At 40.5% G+C, this 15,640-nt stretch carries 8 protein-coding genes and 1 pseudogene; 5 read left to right on the forward strand and 4 right to left on the reverse strand.

Features of this window, described 5'->3' with window-relative positions; translation table 11 throughout:
* The first annotated feature begins 341 nt into the window (after positions 1 to 341).
* Positions 342 to 665, forward strand: a complete 324-nt coding sequence (locus C427_RS02105) for a DUF3718 domain-containing protein (protein ID WP_007640375.1) — start codon at positions 342 to 344, stop codon at positions 663 to 665.
* Positions 666 to 712: 47 nt separating this feature from the next.
* Here the strand turns inward: C427_RS02105 and C427_RS02110 are convergent, their stop codons facing one another.
* The 3 genes from C427_RS02110 to C427_RS02120 form a co-directional block, all read right to left on the reverse strand.
* The gene (locus C427_RS02110) at positions 713 to 1,165 is read right to left on the reverse strand and encodes a hypothetical protein (protein ID WP_226991217.1); all 453 of its coding nucleotides are present in this window, start codon (positions 1,163 to 1,165) and stop codon (positions 713 to 715) included.
* Positions 1,158 to 3,791, reverse strand: a complete 2,634-nt coding sequence (locus C427_RS02115; RefSeq protein WP_007640379.1) for a reprolysin-like metallopeptidase — start codon at positions 3,789 to 3,791, stop codon at positions 1,158 to 1,160. Before C427_RS02115 ends, C427_RS02110 begins: the two co-directional genes overlap by 8 nt.
* Before the next feature lie 61 nt (positions 3,792 to 3,852).
* The gene (locus tag C427_RS02120; protein ID WP_007640381.1) at positions 3,853 to 4,485 is read right to left on the reverse strand and encodes a TetR/AcrR family transcriptional regulator; all 633 of its coding nucleotides are present in this window, start codon (positions 4,483 to 4,485) and stop codon (positions 3,853 to 3,855) included.
* 122 nt (positions 4,486 to 4,607) lie between these two features.
* Between C427_RS02120 and C427_RS02125 the strand changes: the two genes are divergently transcribed.
* The 3 genes and pseudogenes from C427_RS02125 to C427_RS02135 all read left to right on the forward strand — a co-directional run bounded on the left by C427_RS02125 (position 4,608) and on the right by C427_RS02135 (position 9,876).
* Positions 4,608 to 5,780 (forward strand): efflux RND transporter periplasmic adaptor subunit, encoded by a 1,173-nt coding sequence (locus C427_RS02125; RefSeq protein WP_007640383.1) that lies wholly within the window; start codon positions 4,608 to 4,610, stop codon positions 5,778 to 5,780.
* Between the two features lie 11 nt (positions 5,781 to 5,791).
* A pseudogene (locus C427_RS02130) lies at positions 5,792 to 8,909 on the forward strand (efflux RND transporter permease subunit).
* Between the two features lie 265 nt (positions 8,910 to 9,174).
* Positions 9,175 to 9,876, forward strand: coding sequence for a DUF2982 domain-containing protein (locus C427_RS02135; RefSeq protein ID WP_007640385.1), 702 nt, complete (start codon positions 9,175 to 9,177; stop codon positions 9,874 to 9,876).
* 14 nt (positions 9,877 to 9,890) lie between these two features.
* Here the strand turns inward: C427_RS02135 and C427_RS02140 are convergent, their stop codons facing one another.
* Positions 9,891 to 12,971: a hybrid sensor histidine kinase/response regulator gene (locus C427_RS02140; RefSeq protein WP_007640386.1), complete on the reverse strand. Its 3,081-nt coding sequence runs from the start codon at positions 12,969 to 12,971 to the stop codon at positions 9,891 to 9,893.
* Positions 12,972 to 13,238: 267 nt separating this feature from the next.
* Here C427_RS02140 and parC point away from each other — a divergent pair, with 267 nt between their 5' ends.
* Positions 13,239 to 15,563: a DNA topoisomerase IV subunit A gene (gene parC, locus C427_RS02145; RefSeq protein ID WP_007640387.1), complete on the forward strand. Its 2,325-nt coding sequence runs from the start codon at positions 13,239 to 13,241 to the stop codon at positions 15,561 to 15,563.
* Positions 15,564 to 15,640: the final 77 nt, after the last annotated feature.

The raw sequence follows: 15,640 nt of genomic DNA on the forward strand, positions 1-15,640 counted from the left end.
TCAAGTCACTTTGGTGCTTTTATGTGACTTCAAATTAACTCTATGGCTTGACAATGGTTAACAAAGTGTAACAAACACTGATTACATCCCCATTTTTTTTGGAAATTTACTCTTTTTTTAGATTGTTTATTATCTTTAGCTGTTTTTACCGTTATTTTTGATATATATGTTTTGAAAAAAGCTATAGTTTTCAGGTGATTATAGCTGTCATATAAATTTAACACTTTTTTTTACATCACTTTTACTCGTTGTATACAATAAAATTACAGAAGTTTATCGGTCGATCCGTCATAAATATATCCGGATTATAACTGTAATGATGAACTAACTGGAGAATACTGATGAAGAAACTAATCGCGCTATCTGCAATATCGATTGCTTTTTTTGCACTTAATGCCAGCGCAAAGTTGGGTTCACAGGTTAATGTGCAATATGCCGGTGACTTAGGGTATAAAAATTTTTGTGAAGCTGTGGTCAAAGATGATGTCAACATGCTCAAGCGCAGTGTCAGGAATAAAGTAGGTCTAGTCGCGAGCAACTCTCAAGCTGTGCTGAAAAAGTTAATCGCATCTGATGGAATGGAATGTAATGGGATTGATCTAGTGTCATTTTCAGAGCAACGCAAAGCTTCACGAGTATATCAATATCTTTCCAATGCAAAGTAAATTGTACTCGCACATTAGCAATATCAGTCCATAGCCTGCATGGCAAGTTATGGGCTGGTTCTAATTGTATTGGTTACTTTTTTTTGACAGGCTGCTGCAACTAGTTGGTTGTATGTGGCTGAGTATTGATACAATTGTTTACGAAATTTTAATTCGTTTTCTGACCTCAACTCGTCACCACTATTAGCCAATAGTCGGTAACCACATTGTAGTGAAAGTGTGGATGATTTATTGTCGATGCCCGGAAAAGAGGTGACTCTGCCAGCAAAGGCTAATAATGTGAAATCTTGTTTTTGAATCGCTAAATTCGCATCTGCTTTAGGATCGGCATACTGCAGCCATTTTAGCTCAGCAATTTGGTTTTTACTTAGCTCCCCACTTTGATTACCTTCAGTGGGCTCAGATGTTTGAGATAAAAAAGATGTGGTAGTCTGGCTACAGCTAAGTGTTAAAAAACTTATCGCAGCAACAAACATCAAAAGGGATAACCGGTTATTCATAATTGCCCTTACAAAGTGAGTGATTAACTAACTTTACTGAAAAACAAAGAAAAGACAAAAGACTTAGCAGCATCATACTGCCTCCACCTGAATCGTTAGAAGCGGCCGTTACTGAATTAACCTGAATGCTCAGTGTCCCATCGTCCGTTAGTGTGCCGTCTGACACCACATAGAATATGGACTCCATACCGGAAAAATCCGATGCTGGAGTATATCTAAGTTGTTGATTGGATATGGCCACTTGGCCTTGACCACTGTAGCTAAACGAGTCGATACTCAACACATCGCTATCTATGTCGTTGTCGTTGATTAATACGTCAATCACCACAGATACACTGTTTTGTTCGACAGAAATACTGTCGTTATTTGCTACTGGCGCATCATTGACAGCTGTCACCTGTACCTGTAGTGAAAACACATTACTATTTACTAAGCCATCATTAACAACAACTGGCACGCTCAGCATACCGTTGAAGTCCGTATTTGGTGTCAGTGTGCGTTGATTGATAATGTAGTTGGCCCCGTTTTGTAAACTCAGGGTGAAGTCTTCTGGATAAGCAGAGTCTAGATCAGATACATTTAGATCAGTAAATTCAATTTGTGTTGTTGAGTCTTCGCTAAGGCTAATTTTCATCTGACTATCGATTCTAGGCGCCACTGGCTCAGCAGCCATAATCGAGAATGCTGCGGGGCTGAGGGCATAAAAAATATTGTCGCTACATTTTAAGACGAGTCGTGCGTTAACACTGGTGACATTGGGCACTGTGATGTTTTGTTGCCCATCATTGGGTGTTCCCATTAATACTTTGGTTTCAATCGGGTTAATTGTGTCAGCGATGAGCAGAATATCGACATTGGCACAATTGATGGGTGCCTTTAGGGTATCGCCGATATCCCACGTCACTGTTTGTTCGGATAAACCTTGCCATTGTGTCGGTGTATCAATATTGAACGTTTGGTTAGCGGTAGTCACAGTAATCACTAAGTCTTGCTGGTTCACCCCGCCATTGTTATCTCTGGCCGTTAATCTAAAACGCAAATCCCTGTCGGTAGTGGCATACGTTTCACCAAGACGCGTTTGACCAGTAAGCACGTCAATAAGCTGAGGAAAGTAACGTTGTGATATTTCTATTGGGCTATAAGAACGAAACAGGGGATTGTTGCCGTTATCGTTATTCATTTCAGTAAGATTATTTGTTGCACCTAACGTACCGCCATTATCAAACTGCTCCCAAGTGTAAGTGAGCAAGTCGTTGTCTGCATCTGTGGCAGCGGCCCTTAGTACAAAAGGTGTGTCAGACGGAATGGTATAAACATTTTGTATCAACTGAATCTGCGGGATTGCGTTATCAATTGCATCTTCAACTCCACAACGTTGTCCAGAGAAACCATCGACATAATCACGAATATTCTGAATCGAGATTGAATGAAAATAAGGGTCGCTGTCATTTTGCAAGTTTTGTGATCCACAAATGCCCGCATAAGACATAATGGTGGAGCCACTGCCAGGCTCGTAAGCCGTGCTGTTGTTGCGTTGACCTTCAGCACAACTATCAGAGTTGGTAGCGTTAAAACTATGACCTGCACCCAATTGATGACCTAATTCATGGGTGACTAAGTCAATGTAAAAGCGTTCACCTTGAGGGTTACTTAAACCTGAGTAACCTTGGGCTTTAAACTGGTTGTTACACACCACACCTACGTACGCTAACCCGCCTCCATTGGTACCAAGTAGGTGTCCAATATCATAATTTTGACTACCAATGGCTTGGTCGACGACACTTTGGTTTTCCTCGATATCAGTAGCGGTATCTGAATTGGTATATGGATCGCTAGTGGCATCAAAGAAAATGATATCTTGATTATCAATCAATTCAAATTGTAAGGCCAAGTCGATTAACAATACCTGATTGATGCGGTTCACCAAATTCATCAATTCTGCCAATACATTTTCGGTCGTTCCGCCCAATTTTTGGGCGTACTCCCCTGTGGTGCTAATAGCCAGCTTATAGGTACGGACAGTGTCGCCAGAAGTGACTGATTTTTGAGCCAATGTAGGTATTTCTGGTTGTATATCTGCCAGCAAAAAATCAGCTGTGAGTGAGACAGTTTCAAACTCAGTGGGTGCATCTTTGTACCAATAACTAGCATATTCTAATGCTTCACCTTGATACCGAGGCGACAACAACACCCATTGGTTGTTGTATCGAAAAAAACCAAATAAGCCTAGGTGGGAAATACTAAATCGGCCGATGTTATTTGGTTGGTCAACTTGCTCAGCCTGATAAGTCATAAAGTGGGGATATTGTTCGGATAAATCTTCGCTTAAAATGGGCGAGGGATTAAGTTTGACCGGTATATTTAAGCCGTTGGGCAGAGGTAAAGTGATTTCAGTTGGTAAGCCTAGATTAGAAAATATTTTGTTTAACAAAGCTTGGTTTATTTGTATGAATCTTGCATCTTCGGCCATTGCCCGAAGTGTTCTGACTTGTTCTGACTTAGCTTGACTGGATCCCTCTTGCCATAATGTTTTGGCTTGAACGGCAAAATTGATAAAGCTAAGGGCAAATAACAGTATAAATATACGGCTAATGGCGCGCATAAATTGGGTCACTAAACTTTGCATAAGTACCTTTATGACTCATTAAAAACCATAAAGTGCGAGAATGTATTGATTTCGTCATTTGTTAGTTCTTAGATTTAAGTAACATTTCAATCTGTTGAATGGCAAATTCTACATGAGCTACTTGTTCTGAATTAGAGAGCGCAAAGTCTAAACCTAAAATGCTCTTGATGTGGAACTCGCTTTGCAACAGGCTAAAATAAGTTGCAGCACATTTATGTGCAAACTCTTCAGTAATGGGCTGCTTAGCAAACTTTATAAAACATTTTTCCAAATATTCGAGACTATGTTTGGGACCCGCTTGATAGAATAATTCAGCCACTCTAGGATTGGTATTAACCTCACCAATGATAACCCGATGAATGGCTATGACTTGGTCGTCATGAAGTAACTTTACTATCTGCAATCCCCTTTCTCGCAGTACGTGAAGCAACGGATGATCTCCTATCTCTAGGTATCTATCATCTAGTTGATATTCCGAACATTTATCCTCAATCACGGCTAAGAATAATGCTTCTTTATTATTAAAGTGCGAATAAACAGTCTGTTTAGACACGCCTGATTGTTTGGCCACCATTTCCATAGAACAGCCGCTAAAACCACTGGTTAAAAATAATTCGCCTGCGGAAGTTAATATTTGTTTGCGCTTTTCAGCACTTTTAGGCCTTCCAGCCTTACTGGTCTGTGTATTTAACAACGATAAACCTCTTGTGATACTAAAAAAGTATTTGCAACGTTCACATAAAACATTATTATATACCAAACTAGACAGTCTAGTATTTAATTTATTTTGGTTTTTATCAAATCTATGAGAACTTTATGACAAATGCTAATCAGTTGCTACACCAGTCACGCTACAAAAAATATTTGATTTGGCTGATCCCCTTCATTTCATTGTTCGCTTTGGTGGTATTAATGAAAGCATCTGGCAACGGGCAGACTCAGCAAGCGCCTACTGAGGTTAAAAAACTATTAGTCAATGTCATGCCTATTCAATGGGATCAACAATATGTACAAAGACGCCTAGTTGTTGGGCGCGCAGAAGCCCCACAGACAGCAGCTATAGGCTTTGATTTATCTGGCCCTGTAATGGATATATTGGTGGATGAAGGGCAATGGGTGGTTGAAGGGCAAATACTCGCTAAATTAGATGACCAAAGATTTAGAGCGCAAATGAATGAATTATCCGCTATTTTAAATCGCGCTACATCTGAAGCTAATCTGGCCAAAATTTCACTTAAAAGAGTGGTTGAACTGGTTGATAGAAAGCTTGAGTCAGCTCAGCGACTGGACGAATCCAGAGAATCAGTGAACGCAGCTAAAGCTTTTGTAGATGAAATTTTAGCGCGCAGACAAACGTTATTAGTTGAGATAGGAAAGACCAAGTTGTTGGCACCTTTTGCTGGCAGTGTTGTTAGCCGTTTAGTGGACAAGGGAACCGTAGTTAGGGCAGGGCAAACATTATTTAATTTACAGCAAAGCGGTCAACTGGAGGTTAGGTTTGCTCTTTCGGCGGATTATGTGGACAAATTTTCACTGGAGCAAGTGATTACTCTGTCGACCCATTCTGATCAAGTATTAGGTAAAATTAAATCTATTGCTCAGCAACGAAGATTAGATACCCGTACTGTAGATATCATCGTTAGTTTAACTGAGCAAAACACCGCAATTTTACCTGGTGACTTATTACATATTGATATCAGTAGTAACATCAATGCTCAAGGCTTCTGGGTACCTCGAAAGGCTTTGGTCAGCAATGTCAGAGGGTTGTGGAGCCTGTTTGCTGTTGAAGCTATTGATGGCGAGCATCAATTAGTGGCCAAGCTGGTTGAAATGGTGCATGCAGATGACAAAAAAAGCTTTGTACGCGGTGCTTTGCAAGAGGGTGAACCAGTGGTTATTGAAGGTGTTCAACGCTTGGTGCCGGGGCAAAAAGTATTAATAAATGACAATCCTGAAACCTTAGCCAACGTTATTTTAGGTTCACCGTAATGGCCAAGGAAATGTCGAAAGTGTCACTAAATAATCAGCAATCATACCCATGGTATAGCTTATTCTTTCGCAACGGGCATCTGTTAGTATTAAGCATCATGGTTTTGGTAGTTGCGGGGCTGTCTGCAATTAATAATATTCCGCGTTTAGAAGATCCCAGAATAGATAATCGTAATGTATTGGTGATTACACCTTATCCTGGTGCATCCGCAGAGCGAGTTGAAGCATTAGTCACAGATGTAATTGAAGATGAGCTTAGACAACTTTATGAAATTAATGAAATAAACTCTACTTCACGCTCTGGTACCTCTGTCGTTTCTATCGAATTGCAAGCATGGGTAAACAATAGTAGCAACGAACAAATATTTTCGAAGATCCGCGATGGACTTAATAATGCTAAGCTCAAGTTTCCACAAGGAGCCGGTGATCCCTTTTTTGATGAGCGCAGGGGTGCCACCGCTTTTACTTTATTAGTGGGTTTACAAGCTGCATCAGGTTATACAACACCTTTATCTATTATCAGTCGTATGGCAGAACACTTATCCGATCAACTGCGCAATGTGCCGGGTACTGAGTTGGTTAGAATATACGGAGAGCTAGACGAGGAAATCCAAGTCACTATCAACCCGCAACAATTAACCAGTTCAGGGTTAACCATTGCACAAGCCAGTCAACTGATTGCTGGAGCCGATCCTAAAGTTCCGGCTGGCATGATGTACTCCACTGAACAAAACATGCGAATGCAGGTTGCACAAGAGTTAGACAGTGTATCCACCATTAGAGATTTACCGTTACGGGTGACCGAACAAGGTGGGTATTTACGCATAGGTGACATAGCAACAGTAGAAAAGGGGCCGCGTTTACCGGTTAATGACATCGGTTTGGTTAATGGGGAACAGGTGATATTTGTTGCTTCAAGGATGCAGGCCACTTTACGAGTGGATACCTGGACAAAAAATGCCAAAGAGATTGTTGATAAATTTAATAACCAATATGGTGGCAGTATTCAGGCGAATATCGTGTTTGAACAAAATTCTTATACTGAAACTCGTTTATCTGAATTAACTATCAACTTGCTGCTTGGTAGCTTAGTAGTTATGGCAGTAGTGTTTATCTTTATGGGCATAAAGGCGTCATGGATAGTGGGTTTATCTCTGCCACTTTGTGCCGCTTTTGCGATTTTTTCACTTAGCTTTTTTGATGAGCAAATTCATCAAATGTCGATATTTGGGATTATCATTGCCATTGGTTTATTAATTGATAACGCTATTGTTATTACCGATGAAATTAGAAGTAAATTAGTTAACCCTGATATCAGCCGAATTGATGCGTTAACACAAAGCATTCAACACTTATTTGTACCTCTATTAGCATCCACTTTGACCACCATTTTAGGCTTTATGCCGATATTTTTGTTGCCGGGTAATATTGGTGACTTTATCGGATCTATTGCTATTAGTGTAGTAATGGCTCTGATTGGCTCACTGTTTATCTCACTCACGATTATAGCAGCACTCGCCGCTCGATTTTTACCCAGAAAGTTAGATGTGTCATCGGCTTGGTATTCCATCGGTATCCAAGCGCCATCTATTAGTCTTGGCTACAGGAATGCCCTGGAAAAAGCACTGAAAAGACCTTTGTTAGGTGTATTGGTTTGTATTGCCATTTCGGTTTCTGGGTTTATTTTGGCTGGGCAATTAGGCAATGTGTTTTTCCCTAGCGCTGACAGAGATCAATTTGAAATTTACTTGTGGATGCCAGAGGGTACGGCCATTAATGAGACGCAAATTGTGGTTAATAGTGTGGATGAACTGATCCGTAAAAAGCCACAAGTGGCACAACTTAGTTGGTTAGTAGGTGGGTCATTTCCATCTGTTTATTATAATCAAGTCATGAATAAAGATAATTCATCTCACTACGCACATGGCGTGGTTAAGGCTAAAAGTGTATCTAACGCCAAAGTACTGATAGGACAACTGCAAACTGAATTAGATCAGGCTTTTCCACAAAGTAAAATTGTCGTACGCGCATTTGGCCAAGGACCGCCCGTATCGGCTCCGGTAGGATTAAAAAATATTTGGACCAGATATCAATACGTTAAACCTCCTAGGTGAACAAGTAAGGTTGGCAATGTCACAGGTGCCGGGAATATCCCATTCCATTGCTTCCATTACTTTTGGTGAGCCTGAGTGGGTCCTTGAGGCAACTCAAGATGCTAGTAAAATGGCTGGTATGTCGTTAGTAGAAATTGCTCGTCAATTACAATATGCACTGGACGGCAAGGTTGGAGGCTCAATATTAGAAGGGACCGAAGAAATTCCTATCAGAATTCGTGTTGGAGACTCTCTTAGAGGCGAACTCGCACAGATCCAGAGCTTGCCTTTGTTGAGTGAAAAACTCATTAGCCAAGGTTTGTGGATGCCAGTATCTGCCTTAGGTAATTTTCAATTAAGACCAACAGTGGCTGGTATTACTCGACAAAACGGTGAACGAGTCAATAATGTGGAGGCATTCTTGCTAACAGGCGCCACAGCAATCGATGTGGGTGAGCAAGTATTAAAAAGCCTAGAAAATATGAATTTTATTATGCCCAAAGGGTATCGTTTTAAAATGGCTGGCGATGCTGACGAACAACAAGAGGCATTAGGCCAATTAGCCACATATGCCCCTGTTTTGTTAGTGTTGATGATCACAACTTTGATACTATCTTTTCGCAGTCTGCGATTAGCATTAGTGATAGGGTCTGTAGCGGTATTGTCCGTGGGCTTAGGTATGTTCAGTCTTTGGCTTTCTGGGTTACCTATTGGTTTTAATCCTTTATTAGGATGTGCTGGGCTTATCGGAGTGGCTATCAACGGGTCTATTGTGGTGATCGCTGCGATTAATGCCAATCCACAAGCGAAAGCAGGCGATATTAGTCAAATTGTGGAAGAAACGATGGGGTGTAGTCGGCATATTTTGTCTACGACTTTCACTACTGTAGGTGGATTTATTCCTATGTTGTTATTTAGTGAGGGCACTTTTTGGCCACCATTAGCGGTAGTGTTGGCAGGTGGTGTAGGCTTTTCTGTTATTTTATCTCTAGTATTCACACCTTTAGTGGTATCAAGATTAAATAGACCCGTCTAAAGTATCTATCGATACTCAGAGAGCGGCCACCTTAGGGAAATGTGTCTGCAGATAAGTGGATACAATACGGTTGCTTGATATCTGGTTTACAAGGTACGATAAACATAGAAAGTAGCTCTTGAGAAACAAAATGAAACCCGTGAAAAAATCTCATTTTAGCTGGTGGCACAATGATTGTGTAAGATGTAAACAAATAAGAGCTTTGCTGATTTGGGCAATATTCAGTTGTATTATTTACTTTTGGTTTTGGGGATAAACGGGCAATATGCAAGACATAATTGAAATCAGAAGCCAAGTTAAACGTAATGTGATTGTCAGCGTATTGATTGGCCTAGTTGGCTTGTCTTTGGCTAGCATTACATTTTCAGTGCTGCCTAAATCGTTGTATTTGATTGGAATATTTTTGACCAGTGCTTCATTAGTGGCATTGTTAATTGCCTGGGTCAAATATAGAGAGCCACAGTTCAGCTTTCTCCTTTCTAAAACATTCATTATTTATAAGCATCGACATGGGCAATGGCAGCTTGACTGGAGCAATATCCAGCGAGTTGATGTGCCTAAAGTCACTCATGGATTAGAACTTAAATCGCTGGAGATGGTGGCGATAAAGATTAAAAGCTATTCCGCTTTTTTGGAAAAAGTATCGCCACGGCTAATGACCAATATTTTAATGGAACAGCGTCCATTATTATTTCAAACTATGCCTTCAACAGAAAACTGTGCCACTGGCAACTGTCATAGTGACGATATGTTAGAGCACGATTATTTTAAAGATAGTAATGGGGCAGAGTATAGAGGTATTCAGGCTATGTTTGCTAATCGTATGACTAAGTTAAGAGCACGTTTAGGATATGATATTTTTGTAGCGGGCTCTGAATTGGATCGTTCAGAGCAGGAATTTGTCGAGTTGTTGCGGCAATGTCAACAACGTGTATTAGTTTCAACTTCTGATGATGAGGTGATCTAAATCTAAAAATGAGATTAAATTATATTAGCTTTTTTGACCGCTAACAGTAAGTTTAAAGATTCACTTTTCAAACTGCTTGCCCTCAATTTAGCAAGGTCAATTTGTTTGCTTTTTAATGCACCTTCCATATCACTGCAAAGTGTCAGCATGGCTGGCACGCCCGTATAACAACATGCGCCATGCAACTGATGAACCTTTTCCTGCATTAGCACATAGTTTTCGGCTTGGTTAGCTTGCTCAATGGACTCCACCAGCCTTGGTAATTGTTGTACAAATTGTTGCAATATATCCTTAGCCGCCACCTCGTTTTGATGAGCGCGCTTAAGTGCGAGTGACCAGTCAAAACTGAGTTGTTGCTCGTTAATTGGATCCGCTATTAAACACCAGCGTTTGATCAAGTCTATTAAGTCCGACAAGTTGATAGGTTTAGGTAGGTAATCATCCATCCCAGAAGCGAGCAATTTATCTTGCTCTTCTTTAAATGCGTGAGCGGTGACCGCAATAATTGGGGTACCTAAATTTAAGTCTGTTTGACGGATCTGTTTAGTCGCTTCTAAACCGTCCATGTGTGGCATTTGCACGTCCATGAGGATTAAATCAAATTCATGCTCTTTGCATTGTGCAACCGCATCTGCCCCGCTAAAAGCCAAGGTAAGTTGCAAATTTGTATTTTTGAGCCAAGTCGTGAGTAGCCGTAAATTGATTTCCATATCATCTACAGCCAATACTTTGGCATTGGGTAATGTAGTTAAACGTTGTTGTAATTTGTCAGTCGGGCTTTCTTCCGGTGTGTGTATTAAGGTGTTGAGTTTGCCTAACGTCAATGGCAGGCGCATTTGATGTGAAAAATATTGTGACAGGTCGCTACGGTTTGATAATGACTCGATGCCAGAATATAACAGAACAGCATTCTCTGTGTTTAGATGTCGTGTGGCTTCTAATATATTGGGAAGAATATTCTCTTTATTGTTAGGTACACAAATAAACACTAAATCATAATGCTGCTTTAAACCTCTTAGGTAAGCTAATGATTCTACTCCTGTCACAGTCGCGCCTAGATAGGTCAGTATCTTCGCACCACAATAGCGAGACTGTGGAAAAGGGTCAAAATAAATAATTTTCTTATCTAGCCATTCGCTGTCAGGACTAAGTGAAAGGTTAGTATTAAGCAGGTTGCATCTGATTGTTACGGTAAATGAACTACCAGAGTGAGGTGTACTTTGGAGGGTAAGTTCACCACGCATTAGTTTGACTAGTTCTTGACAGATTACCAGACCTAGACCAGTGCCTTGGTATGAACGGCTCAAGGCATCGTCAACTTGTGAGAAGGCAGCAAACAGTTTTCTCTGATCTTCGCGGCTTATGCCTATTCCCGAATCTTCAATCTTAAGTACCAATTCGTAAATTCCATGATCTCGCTCTTTTCCTGAGGCCGAAAGAGTGACAAAACCATGATCAGTAAACTTGAGCGCATTTCCTAAAAGATTGTTCAAAACCTGTTTAATTCGGTAACTGTCACCAATTAACTTTTCTGGTAAAGGTTCTAAGTTGTATATAAATTCTAAGTTTTTTAGGTGCGCGGACTTGGCCATGACACTCACCATATTTTCTAACATTTCATTAGGTGAAAAAGGGTGGTTGTTGATTTTTAACTTGCCGGCTTCTATTTTAGAAAAGTCTAATACATCATTCACAATGCTTAATAGGTTATCTGCTGCCGCGTTAATAATACTGACTTGCTCGCGCTTTTCTGGTGGTAGTGAATCTGAATGTAACTCTTTGCTGAAACCTAATATTGCGTTCAGGGGAGTGCGTATTTCATGACTCATGTTGGCTAAAAACTGTGACTTAACATTACTTGCAGCAATGGCATCTTTGCGAGCAATGTCTAAACGCACGTTTTGCTCTTCAACTAGTTCAATATTGTTTCTTAAGTCATCTGTAGTTTGTTCTACCTCTAGTTCCAACTGATGACGACTTTTGTCCATAATAGCGAGCGAGAACAAACCTGCTTCAATGAAAACCCCTAGTTGAAAGCAATAAGCAGTAAAGAAATTAGAAGGTAAAACAGTAGCCAAACTTAACATTCCGATAAGTGCAAACCCAGCTAATATACTCCATGCAAAAATAAAGTACCGAGCCGCATGAAACTGATTGCCATAACTCTCAAAACCCGCATAAGTGAAGCTGGTAATGGCCATTACACTTGTCAGATAAACCAAACTACTTTGCCAAGCTGGGGGTAAGATATTTAATATTGAGAATAAGCCCAAGGTCGCCAACAGGCCAATACAAATTTTAATATAAATTAAAGAATTAGGTGCTGATTTAGACATTTCTAAAAAAGAAATAGTAAATAAGCCAGAAAAAATACCAATGATGACGTAGATTAAATCTGTATGCGAACTAGCCCATATGGTGATGGAGCTGGGTGTCAATAAGTGTAAATGGCCACCCCAAACAAACTGCCAGATAAGAACTGAACAAATATAACCAAAGTATGCCAGTAAACTGTTATCTCTCAATCCTACATAAAGAATTAGATTATATAGGGCCAGCATGATGAGCCCACCATAGAACAGACCCCATATAAGGTTGTCATAAAGGTTTATTTTTTCGTGATGTGCATCTGTTTGGATATCAACCGGTGCCACTAATGCAGATCGTTGACTCTCTATACGCACATATAAATCGATTGTTTGTGCATATGGCATATCTAGTTTCAATGTAGGAAAACGATATTTAGGGTTTGAACGGATCTTACCTTGACTAGCATTACCTAGTACTTTATCGCCAAGTAATACGTATATATCTACCTTTTCTAGTTGTGTAAATGCCACATCAATTACCCATTGTTTATTATTGGTAACATTGCTAATAGTGGTATGTAGCCATACTCCTTTATCCGAAAAACCATAGTTTGGATTGTCTCCTGGTTGCCAAACAAACTCACCTAGTCTTTGTTTGACGTCGAATAGCCCTAGTGGATTACCCGTTTCTCGAAATACCTTTAATTGAGGAGATAACCTAATAACTTCATCAGTGGTAATTAACTGTATATCCCCTTGTGCCATTGCCCACAAAGGAATAGACATTAAAACGATAAGTAAAAATCTGCAAATGCGAGGAAACATCAAATTTAGTCGGTATGGGAGGTAATTTACATCATTAAACCATCCGACTAATACTTATGGCAAACCTTAGCTTTATTTTGATAGTGTGTTGGAGGGCTAAAGATATACTTAGGTGATGTAATCGGTGCGACTTATAGGGTAATCTACACAGCAGAGTAATATAATCCTATGCATTATTCACTTCATCCTACAATTTAAAACAAGAATAAGTGGTATAAATAGTCAAACATGAGTCAAGAAACCATTATTAATAAAGACGGCATCGAGCAGTTAACGATGCGTCGATTCACCGAAGAATCTTATTTAAATTATTCCATGTACGTGATTATGGACAGAGCATTACCGCATATAGGTGATGGTTTGAAACCGGTGCAGCGGCGTATTGTGTATGCCATGTCTGAGCTAGGTTTGAATAACGGGGCTAAGTACAAAAAGTCGGCACGTACAGTTGGTGATGTACTCGGTAAATTTCACCCACATGGCGACTCCGCTTGTTACGAAGCTATGGTGCTAATGGCGCAACCGTTTTCTTATCGTTACCCATTGGTTGATGGGCAAGGTAATTGGGGAGCACCCGATGATCCTAAATCCTTCGCCGCGATGCGTTATACCGAATCTCGGTTATCCAAATTTAGTGAGGTGCTTCTCACTGAGTTAGGCCAAGGAACGGTTGATTGGCAGCCGAATTTTGATGGCACCTTAGATGAACCCAAAGTGTTACCGGCCCGCTTGCCACATATTTTATTGAACGGCATTACTGGCATTGCAGTGGGAATGGCGACTGATATTCCTCCCCATAATGTGAGAGAAGTCGCCAGTGCTTGTGCCCATTTACTGGATAACAACAAAGCCGAATTACACGAACTATTAGAATTTGTAAAAGGCCCCGATTACCCCACTGACGCAGAAATCATCACTGCAAAAGCTGACATTATTAAGATTTACGAAACTGGCCGTGGTTCAATTAGAATGCGCGCAGTGTATTCAGAAGACAGTGGCGATATTATTATCACTGCACTGCCTCACCAAGCATCAGGCGGCAAAATTCTTGAACAGATTGCTGCGCAAATGCAAGCCAAAAAGTTACCTATGGTCAGTGACTTGCGTGACGAGTCTGATCACGAAAATCCCACCCGTTTGTTGATTACACCGCGATCTAATCGTGTGGATGTAGAACAGCTGATGCAACATTTGTTTGCCACTACAGATTTAGAGAAGAGCTATAGGGTTAATATCAATATGATCGGTTTAGATGGCCGACCACAAGTTAAAGACTTGCGAATGATATTAACCGAGTGGTTGAGTTTTAGAAAAGACACTGTCATTCGCAGATTGCAGTTTAGATTAGATAAAGTACTTGCCAGACTGCATATTCTTGAAGCTTTAATGATTGCATTTTTGAATATTGATGAAGTTATTCGCATTATTCGCTATGAAGAAAAGCCTAAACAGCAATTAATGTCTCAGTTTAATTTGTCGGATATTCAAGCTGAAGCCATACTCGATTTAAAACTTCGTCACCTTGCTAAATTAGAAGAAGTAAAAATTCAAGCTGAGCAAGAAGAGCTTGCCAAAGAGCGTGATGCATTACAGTTGTTGTTAGGCTCTGATAAACGTTTAAAGACATTGATTAAAAAAGAAATACTAGAGGCTGCAGAACTATATGGCGATGACAGGCGTTCACCTATCGTTACACGAGGAGAGTCTAAAGCGTTAACTGAAAAAGAGTTGATCCCTTCAGAAGCGGTCACAGTGGTGCTGTCCGAAAAAGGTTGGGCCCGATGTGCCAAAGGTCATGATGTGGATGTTGAAGGACTAAGTTATAAAGCTGGTGACAGCTATCAGGCCAGTGCTAAAGGACGTAGTAATCAACAAGTTGTATTTTTTGACTCTTCAGGTAGAGCCTTTTCTTGTGATGCCCATGGATTACCTTCTGCTCGAAGCCAAGGAGAACCGTTAACCGGCCGATTTAATATAGTCAGCGGCGAACATGTTGAACATATGGTGATCGGTAATGATGAACAGCAATATCTAATGGCTTCTGATGCTGGCTATGGGTTTGTCGGTAAATTTAGCGATATGGTGAGTAAAAACAAAGCAGGTAAAGCTTATTTATCTTTGTCTACTGCGGCTAAAATTATCGGCCCACAGCCAGTGTACGATCTCAAGACTGATTGGTGTTTAGCTATTTCGAACGAAGGCAGAATGTTAATGTTTCCGCTTCGAGATTTACCAAGCTTAGGTAAAGGTAAAGGTAACAAACTGCTGAGTATTCCGTCAGCCAAGGTAGCATCCAGAGAAGAGTATGTGAGTGTGTTAGCGGTGGTGCCGCAGGGTGCTAACGTTAAAATTCTAGCCGGTAAAAGAGGTATGACCTTAACCGCAGCTGATCTTGTTCATTATCAAGGAGATCGGGGAAGACGAGGAAATAAACTACCTCGGGGCCTACAACGGGTAGATGGAGTGGAAGTTGAAAAACCGGGAACTGCCGCTTCTCAAACAGCCGAAGCCAATCCTGAAGAAAGTAATGGTTCAGATTTGCCCCTTCAATAATTCACTGACTAACAAGCGGATGGAATGATTTTATCTGCTTTGTTCTTTTTGCTAAACGACTTTCTTTTCACATCTTT

The sequence above is a fragment of the Paraglaciecola psychrophila 170 genome (genome assembly GCF_000347635.1).
Taxonomy (GTDB): domain Bacteria; phylum Pseudomonadota; class Gammaproteobacteria; order Enterobacterales; family Alteromonadaceae; genus Paraglaciecola; species Paraglaciecola psychrophila.